The sequence below is a fragment of the Helicobacter pylori genome (assembly GCF_003638305.1).
Taxonomy (GTDB): domain Bacteria; phylum Campylobacterota; class Campylobacteria; order Campylobacterales; family Helicobacteraceae; genus Helicobacter; species Helicobacter pylori_DJ.
In genome coordinates this window covers 1-20555 of record NZ_MVYP01000014.1, presented here as the reverse complement: position 1 = coordinate 20555, position 20555 = coordinate 1, and the positions used below count along the sequence as shown (strand labels likewise).

Annotated in this window: 18 protein-coding genes and 1 pseudogene; 11 read left to right on the top strand and 8 right to left on the bottom strand. The window is 40.1% G+C overall.

Going from position 1 to position 20555, the window contains the following annotated elements:
* Positions 1–104 precede the first annotated feature (104 nt).
* The 3 genes from hcpC to edd form a co-directional block, all read right to left on the bottom strand.
* Entirely contained in the window at positions 105–977 is an 873-nt protein-coding gene (gene hcpC / locus EAL04_RS06545; protein WP_120974134.1) for a Sel1-like repeat protein HcpC, read from the bottom strand.
* Between the two features lie 74 nt (positions 978–1051).
* Complete coding sequence (locus tag EAL04_RS06540; protein ID WP_120974132.1) at positions 1052–1672, bottom strand: bifunctional 4-hydroxy-2-oxoglutarate aldolase/2-dehydro-3-deoxy-phosphogluconate aldolase; 621 nt, start codon at positions 1670–1672, stop codon at positions 1052–1054.
* Between the two features lie 18 nt (positions 1673–1690).
* Positions 1691–3517: a phosphogluconate dehydratase gene (gene edd / locus EAL04_RS06535; RefSeq protein WP_120974130.1), complete on the bottom strand. Its 1827-nt coding sequence runs from the start codon at positions 3515–3517 to the stop codon at positions 1691–1693.
* A gap of 65 nt (positions 3518–3582) precedes the next feature.
* Between edd and EAL04_RS06530 the strand changes: the two genes are divergently transcribed.
* The 4 genes from EAL04_RS06530 (at position 3583) to EAL04_RS06515 (ending at position 7768) form a co-directional block, all read left to right on the top strand.
* Positions 3583–4860: a glucose-6-phosphate dehydrogenase gene (locus tag EAL04_RS06530; RefSeq protein ID WP_120974128.1), complete on the top strand. Its 1278-nt coding sequence runs from the start codon at positions 3583–3585 to the stop codon at positions 4858–4860.
* A 10-nt stretch (positions 4861–4870) separates the two neighbouring features.
* On the top strand, positions 4871–5554 hold the full coding sequence (pgl, locus tag EAL04_RS06525; RefSeq protein ID WP_120974126.1) for a 6-phosphogluconolactonase: 684 nt from the start codon (positions 4871–4873) through the stop codon (positions 5552–5554).
* Positions 5541–6551, top strand: coding sequence for a glucokinase (locus EAL04_RS06520; protein ID WP_120974124.1), 1011 nt, complete (start codon positions 5541–5543; stop codon positions 6549–6551). Before pgl ends, EAL04_RS06520 begins: the two co-directional genes overlap by 14 nt.
* Positions 6552–6721: 170 nt before the next feature.
* The gene (locus tag EAL04_RS06515; RefSeq protein ID WP_120974122.1) at positions 6722–7768 is read left to right on the top strand and encodes an NAD(P)-dependent alcohol dehydrogenase; all 1047 of its coding nucleotides are present in this window, start codon (positions 6722–6724) and stop codon (positions 7766–7768) included.
* Between the two features lie 11 nt (positions 7769–7779).
* Here EAL04_RS06515 and EAL04_RS06510 read toward each other — a convergent pair whose 3' ends face one another.
* Entirely contained in the window at positions 7780–8946 is a 1167-nt protein-coding gene (locus EAL04_RS06510; RefSeq protein ID WP_120974120.1) for a glycosyltransferase, read from the bottom strand.
* A gap of 136 nt (positions 8947–9082) precedes the next feature.
* Entirely contained in the window at positions 9083–10279 is a 1197-nt protein-coding gene (locus tag EAL04_RS06505) for a glycosyltransferase family 8 protein (protein WP_120974118.1), read from the bottom strand.
* Positions 10280–10469: 190 nt separating this feature from the next.
* Between EAL04_RS06505 and EAL04_RS06500 the strand changes: the two genes are divergently transcribed.
* Positions 10470–11777, top strand: a complete 1308-nt coding sequence (locus tag EAL04_RS06500) for a hypothetical protein (RefSeq protein WP_120974116.1) — start codon at positions 10470–10472, stop codon at positions 11775–11777.
* A gap of 6 nt (positions 11778–11783) precedes the next feature.
* Here the strand turns inward: EAL04_RS06500 and EAL04_RS06495 are convergent, their stop codons facing one another.
* Entirely contained in the window at positions 11784–12446 is a 663-nt protein-coding gene (locus tag EAL04_RS06495) for an outer membrane protein (protein ID WP_025449366.1), read from the bottom strand.
* A 281-nt stretch (positions 12447–12727) separates the two neighbouring features.
* Between EAL04_RS06495 and EAL04_RS06490 the strand changes: the two genes are divergently transcribed.
* The 6 genes from EAL04_RS06490 (at position 12728) to EAL04_RS06465 (ending at position 18212) form a co-directional block, all read left to right on the top strand.
* Positions 12728–13288, top strand: coding sequence for a pyruvate flavodoxin oxidoreductase subunit gamma (locus EAL04_RS06490; protein ID WP_000486466.1), 561 nt, complete (start codon positions 12728–12730; stop codon positions 13286–13288).
* 15 nt (positions 13289–13303) lie between these two features.
* Positions 13304–13696 (top strand): 4Fe-4S dicluster-binding protein, encoded by a 393-nt coding sequence (locus EAL04_RS06485; protein ID WP_000656174.1) that lies wholly within the window; start codon positions 13304–13306, stop codon positions 13694–13696.
* A 9-nt stretch (positions 13697–13705) separates the two neighbouring features.
* A complete protein-coding gene (locus EAL04_RS06480) occupies positions 13706–14929 on the top strand; it encodes a 2-oxoacid:ferredoxin oxidoreductase subunit alpha (protein WP_000124342.1) in 1224 nt (407 codons plus the stop codon).
* Between the two features lie 12 nt (positions 14930–14941).
* Positions 14942–15886, top strand: a complete 945-nt coding sequence (locus EAL04_RS06475; protein ID WP_000238158.1) for a thiamine pyrophosphate-dependent enzyme — start codon at positions 14942–14944, stop codon at positions 15884–15886.
* A 105-nt stretch (positions 15887–15991) separates the two neighbouring features.
* Entirely contained in the window at positions 15992–17314 is a 1323-nt protein-coding gene (gene purB, locus EAL04_RS06470) for an adenylosuccinate lyase (protein ID WP_120974114.1), read from the top strand.
* A gap of 64 nt (positions 17315–17378) precedes the next feature.
* On the top strand, positions 17379–18212 hold the full coding sequence (locus EAL04_RS06465; protein WP_120974171.1) for an outer membrane protein: 834 nt from the start codon (positions 17379–17381) through the stop codon (positions 18210–18212).
* Here EAL04_RS06465 and uvrB read toward each other — a convergent pair.
* Positions 18209–20185: an excinuclease ABC subunit UvrB gene (gene uvrB, locus EAL04_RS06460; protein ID WP_120974169.1), complete on the bottom strand. Its 1977-nt coding sequence runs from the start codon at positions 20183–20185 to the stop codon at positions 18209–18211. The two genes, EAL04_RS06465 and uvrB, sit on opposite strands and share 4 nt — an antisense overlap.
* Positions 20186–20253: 68 nt before the next feature.
* Positions 20254–20555, bottom strand: a pseudogene (locus tag EAL04_RS06455) (hypothetical protein); the annotation flags it as partial.

The window sequence follows — 20555 nt, the reverse complement described above, 5'->3', positions numbered from 1 at the left end:
TTGTCTTAAGGGGATAGGAAGTATTTTGAAACAATCCTCCCCTAAATCCCCCTAACCTCCAAAAAACCGCTTTTTTAAAGCCGTTTGATCAAGCCTTATTCAAACTAAACTTTGATTTTGAGCTGCTTGAGAATATCGCATGCCCCTTTAGCACCCAATTTACAGCCTTTTTTAAAGTTTTCTATGGCTTGTTTTTCATTCCTTGTTACGCCTTCGCCATTGTATTGCATAGCCCCTAAATTGAAACACCCTCCGCCATTTTCCAATTCGCATGCCTTAGAATAACGAGCGAGAGCCTCTTTAAAATTCTTTACCACGCCATCGCCATGATGATACATATTCCCTGCGTTAAAGCACCCCGGGCTGTCTTTTAAGTCGCAAGCCTTGTCATACGAAGCGAGCGCTTTTTTCAAATCTTTAGGCGTGCCTCTGCCTGCATCATACAAGCTCCCTAATATCGTGCAACCATCGCCATCGTTTAAATCGCACGCTTTAGTGAAATATTCCACCGCTTTTTTAAAATCCCTAGTTACCACTTTACCATCATGATAAATCCCCCCTAAGCTCGCGCACCCTTCAGCGTATTTCAAATCACACGCTTTAGAGTAGTATTGTAAGGCTTTATTGGTGTTTTGGGACACGCCTTGCCCGCTGTAATATAAATTCCCTAGCAAATGACACCCATTGCTGTAATTTAAATCGCAAGCCTTAGCGTAAAATGAGGCGGCTTTTTTCAAATTCTTTTCCACCCCATGCCCTTGATAATAAAGCACCCCTAAATTAAAACACCCGCTATTTTCTTTCAGATCGCAAGCTTTTTCAAAATACTTCTTCGCTTGAGTGAAATCCTGCTCTTTGTAGCTCTTTGCCCCCAAACCGACAAGCTCTTTAGGGTCTTGCTCTGCCATTAGCCCCCCTAAACACAACGCACCCAAACACAAAACCCTAAAAAAGGACTTTTTGACATTTTCTAACATGATGTATCTCCTTATTAAAAGTTTTATTATAGTGTTATTAAGCAAATACAAAACGCCATGATCTCTTTGTTATCTTAAGCTAACGCCCGCTTGCAAATTTCTGTGATCTTATCCCACTCTTTGTTTTGAATTAAATCTTTAGGGGTAAGCCAGCTCCCCCCCACGCACAAAACATTTTCTAAATCCAAATAAGAACGCATGTTATCTGCGCTAATCCCCCCAGTGGGGCAAAATTTCACCCCTTTAAAAGGGCCGTTAAAAGCGTTTAAAAGCTTAACGCCTCCGCAATACTCTGCCGGGAAAAATTTCAAAGCGTTATAGCCCCATTCTAAAGCCTGCATGACTTCACTACTGCTAGAAACCCCTGGTATTAAAGGCATGCCTTTTTTCTTTGCGTGTTCTAAAAGGCTAGGCGTAAAACCCGGGCTAATCAAAAACTCTGCCCCCCTATTTTGAGCTTGCTCTAATTGAGTAAGATCTAAAATCGTGCCAGCGCCCACATGCATTTTTGGCACATTCTTAGCGATAAGCTCTATGGCCTCTAAAGCGCAACTGGAGCGCAAAGTAACTTCTATGATTGGAATACCCCCCTCTATCAGGCTTTGCGCTAAAGGCACAGCGTCTTTTATATTCTCAATCACCACCACAGGGACAATGGGGCTGATTTGTAAAATTTCTATTATTTTATCTTGCATTTTATCTCCTTTATATTTTTATACCTTTATGCCAAAACTCATGCCACCCTCTTCAGCCGTATTGGCATTCAATCTCAAACTTGTAAACAATTCCCTACCCAGCCCAAAAGTAGGCTTTTCTAAATTTTCTAAGGTTTCTAAAAACAAGGGGTTGATCCCTCTCTTTTCAAAATCCTTTTCAAGCACATTCAAGGCGTTATTAGGAGCGTCTAATTCTATCAAATCGCCATCTTTAATCTTAATGATCGCCCCGTTTAACGCCCCCTCAGGGCTTAAATGGATCGCGCTAGGCACTTTCCCGCTCGCCCCGCTCATGCGCCCATCCGTAACGAGTGCGACCTTATAGCCCATATCCTGCAAAGCCCCTAAATTCGTGGTGAGTTTGTGCAATTCTGGCATGCCGTTAGATTTAGGCCCTTGGAAAGGCAAGACAGCGACAAAATCCCTTTCTAATTCTTTATTTTTAAAGCGTTCTAAAAATTCGCTTTGGGTTTTAAAAACAATCGCTCTAGCCTTAACTTTCCTATGCTCATCTTTAATGGCTGAGATTTTAATCACGGCCCGCCCTAAATTACCCTTTAAGATTTTAAGCCCTCCATTAGCGGCAAAAGGCTCACTAATAGGGCGTAAAATGTCCGTATTCAAGCTATGATTGATGGCGTCTTTATACACCAAGTGGCCGTTTTCTAAAAAGGGGGTTTTGGTGTAATTTTGCATGCCTTTTTGCGTTTCTGTATCCATAATCGTATGCACATCTTCAAATAAAAGCCCCTCTTTTAACAATTCCTTGATCACAAACGCTAAGCCCCCACAGGCTTCAAAAGCGTTCACATCCGCTGATCCGTTAGGATAGACTTTAGCTAAAAGGGGTATGAGGTTAGAGACTGCGTCAAAATCGTCCCAATTGAGGATCACCCCACACGATCTAGCGATAGCGATCAAATGCAAAGTGTGGTTAGTAGAACCTCCTGTTGCCATCAAACCTATGAGAGCGTTAAGAATGCTTTTTTCATCAATGAGTTTGGCTAAAGGCAGGACTTTCCCACTCGCTAATCTTTTGGCGCTCTCTTCTACTAAAACCTTCCGTAAGGGGTTGTTAGGGTTGATAAAGCTAGAATTAGCCACATGCAACCCCATAAACTCCATCATCATTTGATTAGAATTAGCCGTGCCATAAAAAGTGCAAGTGCCCACATCATGATAGCTTTGCATTTCCACTTTTAAAAGCTCTTCTCTGTTGATTTTTCCTAGTGCAAAATCTTGGCGCGCTTTGGCTTTTTTATAATTTTCTATCCCGCTCACCATAGGCCCACTTGGCACAAACACGCTCGCTAAATTCCCAAAGCTTAACGCTCCTATAAGCAAGCCTGGCACGATTTTATCGCACACGCCTAAAAAAAACGCCCCGTCAAAAACATTATGGCTTAACCCCACGGCGGTGCTTAGCGCGATCACATCTCTACTGAATAAGCTCAATTCCATGCCATCATAACCCTGCGTGATACCATCACACATCGCTGGCACGCCACTAGCGACACTCGCATAGGCGTTATGCTCTTGCAACTCTTTTTTAATCCAGTCAGGGTAATTTTTAAAAGGTTGGTGGGCTGAAAGCATGTCGTTATAAGCGGTGATAATCGCAAAATGCTTTCTTTTATGCGAACCTAAAGGCATTTTTAAATGCTCTGGCATGCTCGCTGTAACATGCGCAATATTCGCGCAACCCAAGCTCTCAATCTTGGGCTGGTTTTTAGGGTTAAAGATATTTTCTAAATAAAGCTCTCTGGTTTTTTTGCTACGCTCTGTAATTTTTTCTTTGATTTGTTCTAAAGAATGCTTAGGCATGAACACCCCTTCAATTAAGATTTAATATATAATAATAACTTAAAAACACTCTAAAAGGGTTATTGATGTTAGATTTTGATTTGGTTCTTTTTGGTGCGACTGGGGATTTAGCCATGCGAAAGCTCTTTATTTCGCTCTATGAAATTTATACCCATTATGGTTTTAAAAACGATTCTAGAATTATCGCATCAGGGCGCAAAGAGCTATCCAATGAAGAGTTTTTAGCGCTCCTTTGCGAGAAAACGCAGTTGCATTCAAGAGAAAAGGGTGAGGAATTTTTAGCCCATATCAGTTATTTGCGCGTCCGCTTGGATAACCCTAAAGACTTTGGAGAATTGAGTAAAATCGCTACAAACAATAAGCCCTTGATTTTCTACTTTTCTATCTCCCCTAGTTTTTTTGCAACGACCGCTCAACATTTAGCCCAAAACGCGCTCAATCACGCCAACACTCGCTTGATTTTAGAAAAGCCTTTAGGGCATGATTTAAAGACTTGTAAAGAGATTTTCCAAAGCATTAGCGCTTTTTTTAAAGAAGAGCAAATTTTTAGAATCGATCATTATTTAGGGAAAAAGGGCGTTCAAAATATCCTTGAATTGCGCTTAAATAACCCTATCTTAAACATTTTATGGGATCAAATCAGCGCGGTTGAAATCTGCGTGTATGAGACTTTGGGGGTGGAAGAAAGGGGCGAATTTTACGATAAAATCGGGGCTTTAAGGGATATGGTTCAAAACCATCTCTTGCAAGTTTTATCCCTTATCGCTACAGATTTACCCAACGATTTAAAAGACTTAAGAAAAGAAAAAATCAAAGTTTTAAAAACCTTACAACCCCCTAAAGATTTTAAAAAACAGGTTATTCGGGCCCAATATCAAGGCTATAGAGATGAAAATAAGGTTAATAAAGAGAGCCAGACAGAAACTTTTGTCGCTATTAAAGCCTTTTTGGATACGCCTAAATTTAAAGGAGTGCCTTTCTATCTTAAGCATGCTAAAAAAATGCCCCGCAACCAAGCGAGCGTGAAAATCCATTTTAACGCAGTCAATACGCTAGAATTTTTCCTCTCTCAAGATAAAATCACTCTCACCCTAAAAGACAATCAAAACCCCCTTATTTTAGAAACCCATAACCAACAAGAATTTTTACAGCCCTACGCTAAATTGCTCTATGATGCGATACAAAATAACCACAATAATTTCGCCCATCAGTTGGAATTAGAAGCGTCATGGGTGTTTATTGACACGCTCATAGAGGGTTTTATCAATAACGCCACACCCTTATATTCCTATGAAAGCCATAATCTCAACGAATCAGAATTTTTAAAACCACTCTATCAATAAAGGGATTTTCATGGGTTATCAATTGTTTGAATTTGAAAGTTTAGAAGATTGCCACAAGGCTTTAATAGAGCGTTTTAAAGAATTTTTTAACAACGCCTTAAAAAAGCATCATCAAGTTTCTATCGCTTTTTCTGGGGGCCGTTCGCCCATTAGCTTGTTGCAAAAATTGAGCGTTTTAGATCTCAAATGGCATGAGTGTTCAATCAGTTTGGTAGATGAACGCATTATAGACACAAGCCATGATGATAGTAACACCAAATTATTGCACGACTACTTGTTGCAAAATAACGCCCTAAAAGCTTCTTTCACCCCGCTTTTGCCCAAAAAGATTTCTAGCGATACAAACGCGCTTTTTCATTTTGCTAACCAGCATTTCAAACAGCCTCATTTAGCCATTTTGGGCATGGGGACTGACGGGCATACGGCTAGCCTTTTTCCTGAAACGAGCGCTTTTTTAAACGAAGAAAAAGAAAATATCGTTTTGACTAAGCCCATTAACGCTCCTTATGAGCGCTTGAGCATGTCTATCAACGCCTTAGAAAATTGCGAAAAACTTTTCTTAAGCATTAGCGGAGTAGAAAAAAGGGAAGTTTTAGAAAAAGCTTTAAAAGAAAACGCCCCTTATTCTCTGCCGATTGCTCGGATTTTACATTCTAAAAAAGTTACCACGGAGGTGTTTTATGCCAAAAACTGAAACTTACCCAAGACTCTTAGCCGATATTGGTGGCACGAACGCGCGCTTTGGTTTGGAAGCCGCCCCACGACAGATTGAATGCATTGAAGTCTTGCGGTGCGAAGATTTTGAGAGCCTGAGCGATGCGGTGCGGTTTTACCTTTCTAAATGCAAAGAAAGCCTTAAACTGCACCCTATTTATGGCTCTTTTGCTGTGGCTACGCCCATTATGGGGGATTTTGTCCAAATGACGAACAACCATTGGACTTTTTCTATTGAAACGACACGGCAATGTTTGACTTTAAAAAAATTGCTTGTCATCAATGATTTTGTCGCGCAAGCCTATGCCATTAGCGCGATGCAAGAAAACGATCTGGCTCAAATAGGCGGGATTAAGTGCGAGATCAACGCCCCTAAAGCGATTTTAGGGCCAGGAACCGGGCTTGGGGTAAGCACTCTTATCCAAAACAGCGATGGCTCTTTGAAAGTCTTACCCGGTGAAGGGGGGCATGTGAGCTTTGCCCCTTTTGATGATTTAGAAATTTTAGTGTGGCAATACGCCCGTTCTAAATTCAACCATGTGAGCGCGGAAAGGTTTTTGAGCGGTAGCGGTTTGGTGTTGATTTATGAAGCCCTGTCTAAACGCAAAGGCTTAGAAAAAGTGGCGAAGTTAAGCAAGGCTGAATTAACCCCACAAATCATTAGCGAACGCGCTTTGAATGGGGATTACCCTATATGCCGATTGACCTTGGACACTTTTTGCTCCATGCTTGGCACGCTCGCTGCTGATGTGGCTCTCACTTTGGGGGCTAGAGGGGGCGTGTATTTGTGTGGGGGGATTATCCCACGATTCATTGATTATTTTAAAACTTCGCCCTTTAGAGCGCGTTTTGAAACGAAAGGGCGCATGGGGGCGTTTCTCGCTTCTATCCCTGTGCATGTCGTGATGAAAAAAACTCCCGGACTTGATGGGGCAGGCATTGCGTTAGAGAACTATTTACTGCATGATAGAATTTAATAAATAGTAGTGCTTTAAGATAAAAGCGATTAGCGTAAGGGGTGCGTTTAGAGCATGCCAAACAACGCTACCATATAACCAACAGCTATCAAATTAGTTAAACCTATAGAAACATAAGCAAACCATAAAAACGATACAATAGCAGTATTTTAATGAAACAAGGAGTTTTAATGAGAGTTCCATCTAAAGGTTTTGCTATTTTTTCTAAAGACGGGCATTTCAAACCCCATGATTTTAGTCGCCATGCTGTAGGTCCTAAAGACGTGCTGATTGACATTCTTTATGCAGGGATTTGCCATAGCGATGTTCATAGCGCTTATAGCGAATGGAGAGAAGGCATTTATCCCATGGTTCCTGGGCATGAAATTGCTGGGGTCATCAAAGAAGTGGGTAAGGAAGTTAAGAAATTTAAGGTTGGCGATGTGGTGGGCGTGGGCTGTTTTGTCAATTCATGCAAAACATGTAAGCCCTGTAAAGAACACCAAGAGCAATTTTGTGCCAAAGTGGTATTTACTTATGATTGTTTGGATTCTTTCCATGACAACGAACCCCACATGGGCGGATACTCTAATAATATTGTCGTGGATGAAAACTATGTGATTAGCGTGGATAAAAACGCTCCTTTAGAAAAAGTAGCCCCCTTGCTTTGCGCGGGCATCACCACTTATTCGCCCTTAAAATTTTCTAAGGTTACTAAAGGTACAAAAGTGGGCGTCGCTGGGTTTGGCGGGCTAGGAAGCATGGCGGTCAAATACGCTGTGGCTATGGGGGCTGAAGTGAGCGTTTTTGCAAGAAACGAACACAAAAAGCAGGACGCTTTAAATATGGGGGTTAAACATTTCTACACAGACCCCAAACAATGCAAAGAGGAATTGGACTTTATCATTTCAACCATTCCTACCCATTATGATCTAAAAGACTACCTCAAGCTTTTAACTTATAGCGGCGAATTAGCTCTTGTGGGACTCCCTCCTGTAGAAGTCGCTCCAGCACTTAGCGTTTTTGATTTTATCTATTTAAGCAATCGCAAGGTTTATGGCTCATTGATTGGGGGCATTAAAGAAACGCAAGAGATGATGGATTTTTCTATCAAACACAATATTTACCCTGAAATAGATTTGATTTTAGGCAAGGATATTGACACCGCTTATCATAACCTAACCCATGGGAAAGCGAAATTCCGCTATGTGATTGATATGAAAAAATCGTTTGATTAAAAGCTTTGGCTCTAGCTCTTTTTTAAGAGCTTGAGTTGGATTAGGGTTTTTTTAACAATCCCATGAAGCCCTAGGATTTTAAGGGTTTTACTAATAAAACTCTTGAGCGGTATTGAAATGCAGTATTTGAATAGTCTTCGCCTTGCGTTTTGGGGAATCTCATGAATGTGCAAAAAATAATGTTTTAAAAACGTCTTAAAAGCGTCATGGGCAATCTGTTCTTCTGCTTTCCATAAAGGAAAGTAGTAATGATAAGCGGCAATGCTGTGGTAGTGGTGCCATTTTTCTCCACCTATCTCCCCACCCCCTGTAATCAAATAAGACCAATCGCTCATAAAGGGGGTTTTAGCCAAAGCGTTCAGCCATAAATCCGCTTTTAAACCAAAAGGATAGTCCCAAGGCTTGATTTGAAAATAAGGATGAGAGTCGTATTGTATAACGATAGGTTCTCTTAGGGCTTGTTTAATGGTGTTATGATAAATTGCATTGGCCACGCCCTTTAAATGCTCTTCAGAAAGACTATAATAGTGTGGGAAAATGCAATACTCTATTTTTAATGGCGCAATCTTTGAACGACAAAATTCTGTCAATTGCGGTTCTTTATCTATTTTTTGCGCGCGTATGATTTCTAATATTTTTTTACAAAATTGATTTTTTCGCTGGTAAGTTAAGTTGCAATAAAAAAAGCCTTCATACGGGTATATTTTGTCATAAACCCCATAAAAATAATTCTCATCATTTTCTTTAATGTTTAAGAAATCAGCGCTAAATTCATTACAAAAGATAACATCCACATCGCTCCACACCATTTTAGAATATTTGGGGAATAAATCCGCTAGAAAATACTTCACTAACACCATTTTAGAAAAACGCTTGGTGAAATCCTCATCAAAAGGGTTAGGGATAGTGTCTAAAAAAGGTTCAATATCTTTTACTTCTAAAACAGCAAATTCTTTAAAAGGCTCTGTGATTTGGTTAAGCTTTGCTTTATCTTCTTCATTCAAGCCCACCACTAGAGCGTGTAGGGTGTAACGGATTTTTTTATTGGCTTTAGCGATGCTTTCTAGCAAGGAATAAAGACATGCGCCCGCAGGAATGAGGTAATTCTTATCAAAAGCGAAAGCGATAGGGATATGAAAATCTTGTTCTTTAAAAGAATGATTTGAAACCGAAGTCATAAAAAATGAAACACCCCTTTTTAAAGCTATTTTATCCAAAAAAAAAAAAAAACCGAACTTGAAAGGGTTCTGTTTTTTGGTTTTTATGCTGTTTTTAAAGCAAATTAATTTAAAAAAAGGTTTTAACCCCTTTACTCTAGCCCTTTTTCAAGAGCTTGAGTTGGATTAAGATTTTTTTAACAATCCCATGAAGCCCTAAAACTCTAAGGATCTTACTAACCACCCTTTTAGCTAACGCTTTAGGCATCAAAAACCCAAAATAAATAAGCTTATTGAAAAATTTTTTCACTAAATTACAAGTTAATTCAAAAACTCTTGAATGGATTTTCCTTTCTTTAAACACAACAAACAAATACGATTTGAAAAACAAATACGGGGTTTTGAAAAGAATTTCTTTTGAAGATTTTACTGAAGAAAAATAATGCTGCTCAGCCATTTTTGTGGTGTAAAAGCTCTCATTGGTGTGCATTTTCTTAGTGTAATCGCTCATAAATGGGGTTTTAGCCAAAGCGTTCAGCCACAAATCCGCTTTCAAACCAAAAGGGTAATCCCAAGGCTTCACCGCCCCCCACCAAGCGTCATAGTGGATGATGATAGGGTTTTCTCGCGCCTCTAAAATGGTTTTCTTGTAATTCTCGTTTAAATACGCGTTAGAAAAATCTTTAATGGTGTAATAATAAGGGAAAACGCAATATTCAATCCCTAAAGCTTTCATGTTAGGCCAACACCATTTCGTGAAATCCAACTCCCCTTTAGCCTCATTCCCCTTTAAAAGATCATGTATTCTTAAGGTGAAATTTTTCTTGCGCTGGTAATCTAAATTGCAAAACAAAAACCCTTCCATCATGTGGTGCTTTTCAACTTCCAAAACCCCATAAAAATAATTCTCATCATTTTCTTTAATGTTTAAGAAATCAGCGCTAAATTCATTACAAAAGATAACATCCACATCGCTCCACACCATTTTAGAATATTTGGGGAATAAATCCGCTAGAAAATACTTCACTAACACCATTTTAGAAAAACGCTTGGTGAAATCCTCATCAAAAGGGTTAGGGATAGTGTCTAAAAAAGGTTCAATATCTTTTACTTCTAAAACAGCAAATTCTTTAAAAGGCTCTGTGATTTGGTTAAGCTTTGCTTTATCTTCTTCATTCAAGCCCACCACTAGAGCGTGTAGGGTGTAACGGATTTTTTTATTGGCTTTAGCGATGCTTTCTAGCAAGGAATAAAGACATGCGCCCGCAGGAATGAGGTAATTCTTATCAAAAGCGAAAGCGATAGGGATATGAAAATCTTGTTCTTTAAAAGAATGATTTGAAACCGAAGTCATAAAAAATGAAACACCCCTTTTTAAAGCTATTTTATCCAAAAAAAAAAAAAAACCGAACTTGAAAGGGTTCTGTTTTTTGGTTTTTATGCTGTTTTTAAAGCAAATTAATTTAAAATCGTGTCTTGTCTTTAAGTGCCACCATTTTAAATGCTACAATTTTAAAAGATGATGAAAGGGGCTGAATTCTGATTTGATTTTCTTAAAAAAATCTCTTTATGCGTTGTTATTTTCAGGTTTTTTAATACCACCCTTAATAAAAGCGGCTAGTTTTGTCTATGATTTGAAGTTCATGAGCTTTAATTTCAATTTAGTGGCCCCAAATAACAACCCCTATTGGAATAGCCTAACCAAAATGCAAGGTCGTCTCATGCCTCAAATCGGCGTCCAATTGGACAAAAGACAGGCCTTGATGTTTGGAGCGTGGTTCATTCAAAATTTGCACACGCATTATAGCTATTTCCCTTATTCGTGGGGGGTTACGATGTATTACCAATACATAGGGAAAAATTTGAGATTTTTTTTAGGCATTGTGCCACGAAGCTATCAAATAGGGCATTACCCTTTAAGCGCTTTTAAAAAACTTTTTTGGTTTATAGACCCTACTTTTAGGGGAGGAGCGTTCCAATTCAAACCGGCTTATGATCCTAACCGCTGGTGGAATGGGTGGTTTGAGGGCGTTGTGGATTGGTATGGGGGGCGTAATTGGAACAACCAGCCCAAAAAGAAAAATTACGATTTTGATCAATTCTTGTATTTTGTTTCTTCAGAATTTCAGTTTCTTAAAGGGTATTTAGGTTTGGGGGGGCAGCTTGTCGTTTTTCATAACGCCAGCCCTCATAGCATGGGAGATAACTACCCTTACGGCGGGAATTCCTACTTAAAACCAGGCGATACAACCCCACAATGGCCTAATGGCTACCCTTATTTCAGTCAAAAAAATAACCCGCAAGGCGGAGAAATAGGGAAATACTCTAACCCTACCATTTTAGACAGGGTTTATTACCATGCTTATTTAAAAGCGGATTTTAAAAATCTCATGCCTTATATGGATAATATTTTTATGACTTTTGGCACGCAGTCGTCTCAAACCCATTATTGCGTGCGTTATGCTAGCGAGTGCAAAAACGCCCGATTTTATAACAGCTTTGGGGGGGAATTTTACGCCCAAGCGCAATACAAAGGCTTTGGGATCTTTAACAGATACTATTTTTCCAACAAACCCCAAATGCATTTTTACGCCACTTATGGCCAATCCCTTTATACCGGATTGCCATGGTATAGAGCTCCTAATTTTGACATGATAGGGCTTTATTATGTTTATAAAAATAAATGGTTAAGCGTGCGAGCGGATGCGTTTTTTAGCTTTGTGGGTGGAGGCGATGGGTATCATTTGTATGGTAAGGGGGGTAAGTGGTTTGTGATGTATCAGCAATTTTTAACCCTAACCATAGACACAAGAGAGTTGATTGATTTTGTCAAATCTAAAACCTCTAAATAACTATATCTAAAAATTATAGATATAATTGAAATAAGCTACCGGTAGGCGTTGCCATAAAGTGGTCGCGCTCAAACCATCAATGATTTCCGTTTTTTTGTTAGGAATGACAGGGAATTTCAACCCGAAAGTGATTTCATTATGGAAAAAGCCAAAACGAAAACCTACTTTCACAAGCAATTGGAAAAGCGAGTTTTCTTTGCCTAAATTTTGAGCGATAATCCCATGCATGGCCCCTCCTGGCATGTAAGTCGCCCCAGCGATGCCTAAGCCAAACTCTAACCCTAAAAACATCTTTGGCGAATTGAAAGCGTCCCACAAACCGCTAAATTCCAAACCATAGGTAGAAATATAGGATTTATGAGAAGAAAAAGTTTGATCATAAAACAACCCATAACGGAAACCCACATGCTCTACAGCTTGCGTTTTAGCCACAAATTTCCCCCCTAACACCACGCCAAAGCCATTACCGGTCATGAAATACGATTTATCTATAGAGCTGGTGCTAAAAGACGTGTTGATCGCGCTAAGCTGATACCCAACCCCTAAATAAAACGTATTCCTATCCGCAAATTTAGGTTTTTTTGATTTTTCATCAAGCTCTGCCTCTGCGGCTTGAAGCGATGATAATAACGCCATGCCCATCAATATTTTAATTGTTGTTTTATTCATAACCCAATTCCTTTTGTTATCCTACCCCACACTTGCCCTAATAGACTAAGATCAAACCACGCCCTAATAATAACAAAGTTTAAAATAAATATTAGTGGTTTTTATTAAGAACGCCTATCTTTTTAGAATAAATAGCTATAAAATAGCCATAATTCTTGCTAGTATGCCCCCATTTTTCTATCAAAATTCCTAAAAAGATATTGTTATAAGACACATTAATAGTTTTTCTTGTATAATTTAGGCTAAATTTATTTTATACGATATTAAGGAGACATATTACCATGTTTCAAATTAGATGGCATGCGCGAGCTGGCCAAGGCGCTATCACCGGTGCTAAAGGGTTGGCTGATGTGATTTCAAAGACAGGCAAAGAAGTGCAAGCGTTCGCTTCTTATGGTTCAGCTAAAAGGGGAGCTGCTATGATGGCTTATAACCGCGTTGATGATGAGCCTATTTTAAACCATGAGCGCTTCATGCAACCGGATTATGTGCTGGTGATTGACCCTGGTTTGGTTTTCATTGAAAACATCTTCGCTAATGAAAAAGAAGACACGACCTATATCATCACCAGCTACCTTAACAAAGAAGAATTGTTTGAAAAAAAACCTGAATTAAAAACCCGTAAGGTGTTTTTAGTGGATTGTTTAAAAATCTCTATGGAAACCTTAAAACGCCCTATCCCCAACACGCCCATGCTAGGAGCGTTAATGAAAGTGTCTGGCATGCTTGAAATTGAGGCTTTTAAAGAAGCTTTTAAGAAAGTTTTAGGCAAAAAGCTCACGCAAGAAGTCATTGACGCTAACATGCTCGCTATCCAAAGAGCTTATGAAGAAGTTCAATAACATTAAGGATTAAAGATGAAAGATTGGAATGAATTTGAAATGGGAGCGGTGCTCTTCCCTTTTGAAAAAAACGCGCAAAGCGAAATGGAAAAACACAACGATGAGCGCCATTACACCGAGCAAAGCTACTTCACCACTTCAGTGGCTCATTGGCGCGTGGCTAAGCCTGTGCATAACAATAATATTTGCATCAATTGCTTTAATTGTTGGGTTTATTGCCCAGACGCCGCTATTCTTTCAAGAGAGGGCAAATTAAAGGGCGTGGATTATTCTCATTGTAAAGGCTGTGGCGTGTGCGTGGATGTCTGCCCCACCAACCCTAAATCGCTATGGATGTTTGAAGAACAAATTGAGCCTGCTACCGCTCTCACTCAATGGCCGCAAAAACAAGAAAAGAAAAAATCATAAGGAAAAAATATGGCAAGAAGTATTGAATTGCAAGAGATAGAAGTGTGGGATGGCAATACCGCTAGTTCTAACGCTTTAAGACAGGCTCAAATTGATGTCATCGCAGCCTATCCTATCACCCCATCAACGCCTATTGTGCAAAATTATGGCTCATTTAAAGATAACGGCTATGTTGATGGCGAGTTTGTTTTAGTGGAATCTGAGCATGCCGCCATGAGCGCATGCGTGGGAGCGGCCGCTGCTGGTGGGAGAGTCAGCACTGCGACTAGCTCTCAAGGTTTGGCGTTGATGGTAGAGGTTTTATACCAGGCTTCTGGCATGCGTTTGCCTATCGTTTTGAATTTAGTCAATCGCGCTTTAGCAGCCCCTTTAAATATCCATGGCGATCATTCTGATATGTATTTAAGCAGGGATTCTGGCTGGATCAGTTTATGCACATGCAACCCTCAAGAAGCTTACGATTTCACTTTAATGGCGTTTAAAATCGCAGAGCATCAAAAGGTGCGCGTGCCTACTATCGTCAATCAAGATGGTTTTTTATGCTCACACACCGTGCAAAATGTCCGCCCTTTGAGCGATGCAGTGGCTTATCAATTCGTAGGCGAATACCAAACCAAGCATTCCCTTTTGGATTTTGATAAACCGGTAAGCTATGGCGCACAAGCTGAAGAAGAATGGCATTATGAGCATAAAGCCCAACTCCACCATGCCATCATGAGCGCGTCTTCTGTGATTGAAGAGGTGTTCAATGATTTCGCTAAACTCACAGGCAGACAATACCATTTGACTAAAACTTTCCAGCTAGAAGACGCTGAAATCGCTATCTTTGCGTTAGGCACTACTTATGAATCCGCGATCGTAGCGGCTAAAGAAATGCGTAAAAAAGGCATTAAGGCCGGCGTGGCCACTATCCATTCCTTGCGCCCCTTCCCTTATGAAAGATTGGGGCAAGATTTGAAAAACCTTAAAGCTCTAGCGATTTTAGACAAGAGCTCTCCAGCGGGCGCTATGGGGGCGATGTTTAATGAAGTAACGAGCGCGGTGTATCAAACGCAAGGGACTAAACACCCCGTGGTGTCTAACTACATTTATGGTTTAGGCGAAAGGGATATGACGATCGCGCATTTATGCGAGATTTTTGAAGAAATCAATGAAGACGCTCTTAAAGGCACGCTCACGCACCCTACCCAACAATTTGTAGGCTTGCGCGGCCCTAAAATGAGCTTTTTTTAAAAAGGAAATATCATGGTAAAAGAAGTCAAAACACTCAAAGGTTTTAGCCAAAGCGCTGAGAAATTTCAAGGCTCGCACTTGCTTTGTCCGGGTTGTGGGCATGGCATCATTGTGCGCGAAGTTTTAAACGCTGTAGATGGGCCTATTGTTTTAGGCAATTCTACCGGTTGTTTAGAGGTATGTTCGGCGGTGTACCCGCACACTTCATGGGATGTGCCTTGGATCCATATTGGTTTTGAAAATGGCTCTACGGCGATTTCAGGGGTGGAGGCGATGTATAAGGCTTTAGTGAATAAGGGCCGCTATCAAGGTCAAAAACCAAAATTTGTGGCGTTTGGAGGCGATGGGGCCAGTTATGATATTGGTCTTCAATTCATCAGCGGTTGCATGGAAAGAGGGCATGACATGACTTACATTTGCCTAGATAATGAAAACTACGCCAATACCGGCGGTCAAAGAAGCGGCTCTACGCCATTAGGGGCTAGCACTTCTACCACGCCAGCGGGATCGGTTAGCTTTGGTAAAAAAGAAAAGAAAAAAGATATCGTCAATATCATGGCAAGCCATGGGGTTCCTTATGTGGCGCAACTCTCGCCTAACAAATGGAAAGACATGAATAAAAAGATTAAAACCGCGCTAGACACTGAAGGGCCTTGCTTTATTAACGCTCTTAGCCCATGCACGACTGAATGGAAATTTGAATCCAATAAAACCATTGAATTAGCGGATATGGCTGTGGATAGCTTGATGTTCCCCTTGTTTGAAATCTTTAATGGCAGGGAATTGAAAATCACTTACCGCCCAAGAAATATCATTCCTGTAAGGGATTATTTAGCGGCTCAAAAGCGTTTCAAACACCTTTTCAAAAAGGAAAACGAACACATCATTGAAGAATTGCAAAAAGATGTGAACGAGCGTTGGGAATACTTGCAACGCAGAGAAGAAGCTAAAGTATAACCCTTCCATTAAATCAAGGGGCTTTTTTGCACCTTGTGCGATTTCCCCCTTGATTCTTACCCCTTTAAAGTAACATAAATCCCATTTTGATTTTAAGGATTGTCGGTGTTAGAACGCTATGCGAATGAAGAAATGAAAGCCCTATGGAATGAGCAAACCAAGTTTGAAACTTATTTGGAAGTGGAAAAAGCCGTCGTTAGGGCGTGGAATAAACTTGGGCAAATCCAAGATAGCGATTGTGAAAAAATCTGCTTAAAAGCGGCATTCAATCTTGAACGCATCAAAGAAATTGAAAAAACCACTAAGCATGATTTAATCGCTTTCACTACTTGCGTGGCTGAAAGCTTGGGCGAAGAATCCCGCTTTTTTCATTATGGGATCACTTCTAGCGATTGCATTGATACGGCTATGGCGTTATTGATGACCAAAAGCTTAAGACTCATTCAAAAAGGCGTTAAAAACCTCTATGAAACCCTTAAAAACAGAGCTTTAGAGCATAAAGACACGCTAATGGTGGGCAGAAGCCATGGGGTGTTTGGCGAACCCATTACTTTTGGCTTGGTGTTAGCCCTTTTTGCTGATGAAATCAAACGGCATTTAAAAGCTTTAGATTTAACAATGGAATTTATCAGCGTGGGAGCGATCAGTGGGGCTATGGGGAATTTCGCACACGCCCCTTTAGAATTAGAAGAATTAGCATGCGAATTTTTAGGCTTAAAAACCGCCAATATCAGCAATCAAGTCATTCAAAGAGACCGCTACGCTAGGCTTGCATGCGATCTGGCTCTTTTAGCGAGCAGTTGTGAAAAGATCGCTGTCAATATCCGCCATTTGCAACGCAGTGAAGTCTATGAAGTGGAAGAAGCTTTTTCAACAGGGCAAAAAGGAAGCTCTGCGATGCCTCACAAAAGAAACCCCATCTTGAGCGAGAATATCACCGGGCTTTGCAGGGTGATTCGCTCTTTTACTACCCCCATGCTAGAAAATGTCGCCTTATGGCATGAAAGGGACATGAGCCATAGCTCCGTGGAGCGTTTTGCCTTGCCTGATCTGTTTATCACTAGCGATTTTATGCTCAGCCGCTTGAATAGTGTGATTGAAAATCTGGTGGTTTATCCTAAAAACATGCTTAAAAATTTAGCTCTAAGTGGGGGGCTAGTCTTTTCGCAACGGGTGTTATTGGAATTGCCCAAAAAAGGTTTGAGCCGAGAAGAAAGCTATAAAATTGTGCAAGAAAATGCGATGAAAATATGGGAGGTTTTGCAACAAGGCGCTTTTAAAAACGCTGATGAAAATTTATTTTTAAACGCCCTACTCAACGATGAACGCTTGAAAAAATATTTGAATGAGAGTGAAATCAGAGCATGTTTTGATTACAGCTATTACACTAAAAATGTGGGGGCGATTTTTAAAAGGGTGTTTGGATAAGGCGCGTTTTTACAAAAACAAAACTATAAAATAAGCGGTGAAAATTGAATTTTTAAGGGGTTTTTTGAAACGAGCGTTATATTTAATTTTAGGGCTTTCTTACGCGCTTAATGCAGAGGGTTTTAAAGATGTTTTGACTAAAGGGGATTACACTTTTTTTAATAAAAAGGTGGTTTCGCCTATCAAACGCTATGCGGATAGATCGGCGTTTTATTTGGGGCTTGGGTATCAGTTAGGGAGCATTCAGCACAACTACAGCAACTTGAATCTATCCCAGCAATTCAATAAGAGCCAGATTATTTTTAGCGATGGCTTAAGCCCTGTTTTTAAAAATTCGTATGTGTCTAATGGTCTTGGCGTTCAAGTAGGCTATAAATGGGTGGGTAAGCATGAAGAAACGAAGTGGTTTGGTTTCAGGTGGGGGTTGTTTTATGATTTGAGCGCTTCTCTTTATGGCACTCAAGAATCGCAGTCTATCATCATTTCCACTTACGGCACTTATATGGATTTATTATTGAACGCTTATAATGGGGATAAGTTTTTTGCCGGGTTCAATCTGGGGATTGCTTTTGCCGGGGTGTATGACAAATTGAGCGATGCGTTATTGTATCAAGCGCTTCTTTTAGACACTTTTGGCGGGAAAGTGGATCCAAATGGTTTCCAGTTTTTGGTAAATTTAGGGGTTCGTTTAGGGAATAAGCGCAACCAATTTGGCTTTGGGATTAAAATCCCTACTTATTATTTTAACCATTATTATTCCATGAATAACATTAGCAATAATAGTGAAGACATCCTCAAAGTTTTACGATTTTTAGAATACGGGATCAACAGCTTGTTATACCAAGTTGATTTCAGGCGCAATTACTCGGTTTATTTCAACTACACTTATAGTTTTTAAAGCGTTCTTAATTGAGCGATTTCGTCTCTCAAACGCATCGCTTCTTCAAAATCCAAATTTTTCGCGCATTCTCGCATTTTTTTATCCAATTCTTTAATGATTTTTTCCCTTTCACTTTTAGGGATTTTGTCCTTTTTTAAAGCTTTAGCGATTTTGATTTCATCGTCTCTCAATTTCAACTCCTCTTCTAAAGCACGAGTAACGGTTTTAGGGGTGATGTTATGGATTTTATTGAACTCTTCTTGCTTGGCGCGTCTGTAACTCGTGATCTCAAAGGCTTTTTGCATGCTTTGAGTGATCTTTTTAGCGTATAGTAAAACCTTACCATTAGCGTTTCTAGCGGCTCTCCCCATGGTTTGAATGAGACTTGTTTCGCTCCTTAAAAACCCCTCTTTATCCGCATCCATGATCGCTACTAAAGAGACTTCAGGCAAATCTAGCCCCTCTCTTAAAAGATTGATCCCTATTAAAACATCAAATTCTTTAAGCCTTAAAGAGCGGATGATGTGATTTCTTTCAATCGCATCAATTTCACTATGCATGTAACGCACCTTCAAGCCCCATTCAGCATAATATTTGCACAATTCTTCTGCCATTTTTTTAGTGAGCGTGGTGATGAGCACCCTTTCACCTCTGGCCACCACTAACTTGATTTCATCAAATAAATCCTGGACTTGCTTATCGCTGTCTCGCACTTCAAATTTAGGGTCTAAAAGCCCTGTAGGGCGAATGATTTGCTCAGCGACATTCTTTTTGGAAAGCTCTAATTCTAGCTTATTGGGCGTAGCGGACACAAAAAGGAACTGGCAATTTTTATGGATAAATTCATCAAATTTTAAAGGGCGGTTGTCTAAAGCGCTAGGCAATCTAAAACCATATTCCACTAAAACGCTTTTCCTGCTCATATCCCCTGCATACATCCCCCCAAACTGCGGCAAACTCACATGGCTTTCATCTACAATGACTAAAAACTCCCGCTCAAAAATCCCTAAATAATCAAACAAGCAAAAAGGCGTTTCGTTAGGGGCTTTACCGGTGAAATGGCGCGCGTAATTTTCAATGCCCTTACACACACCGGTCGTGCTAATCATTTCTAAATCATGCTCGGTGCGTTGTTTGAGGCGGTTGTATTCAAGCATTTTATCCTGCTCTTTAAAAAATTTCAATCTTAAAGCGAGTTCGTCTTCAATGCTTTTAATGGCTAAATTCAATCTCTCGCTCCCTACGGCAAACTGACTGGCTGCATAAAGCATAACAGAATCCAAGCGTTTGATTTCATTTCTTTCTAAAGCGTCAAAGACTGCAATCCTTTCTATCTCATCGCCAAAAAATTCAATCCTAATAAATTCAGCGTCATTATAAGCGGGGAAAATATCCACGCATTCCCCCGTCGCTCTAAAGCTCCCCCTATCAAACACCACTTCATTACGGCTATAACCCATTTCCACTAGCTTTAATAAAAAGCTCTTGTAAGCGCGCTTCTCGCCCACTTTGATTTTTTCCATGACTTTTAGATATTCTTCAGGGTTACCCAAACCATAATTAGCCGAAACGCTCGCTATCACGATCACATCATCATAACCTAAAAGCGAAGTGGTCGCGCTCAATCTCAAACGCTCCAAATCATCGTTAATAGAGCTGTCCTTTTCAATGAATAAATCCCTCCTAGGGATATAGCTTTCAGGCTGGTAGTAATCAAAGTGGGAGATAAAATACTCCACCCTATTGTGTGGGAAAAACGCCTTAAACTCGCTATAAAGCTGTGCGCATAAGGTCTTATTATGGCTCATGATCAAAGTGGGTTTATTGGTTTGAGCGATGATATTGGCCATCGTGTAAGTCTTACCGCTCCCTGTAACCCCCACTAGAGTTTGATAATGGTTGTTATTTTTCAAGCTTTTTGTTAAAGCTTCTATGGCTTGGGGCTGATCGCCTGCTGGTGGATAAGGGCTTTTTAAATCAAATAAAGGCATCTTTAAAACTCGCATTTTTTAGGGGTATTATAGTGGTTTTTAACACGCCTTATTCAAACTCAAAAAAATCAATGTTTTGATAATGATCGTCTTTTCGCTTCGGTTATCTCGCTTGTGGCTGTAGTTTTTTCTTGCGTGATGTTATTTATTGCTTCTTGTTTATTGGCGTTTATTTGCGTGGTAGCGCTTTCTTTAGCTTGGTTAATGTTAGTGATCGCTTGCGTTTGGTTGGTGCTTATTTCGTTGTTAGCGGTTGTTTTCGCTTCGTTAATGTTAGTTATCGCTTGCGTTTTTTCGTTGCTTATTTCATTGTTAGCGTTTTCTTTAGCTTCGTTAATGTTAGTTATCGCTTGCGTTTGTTTTTCGCTTA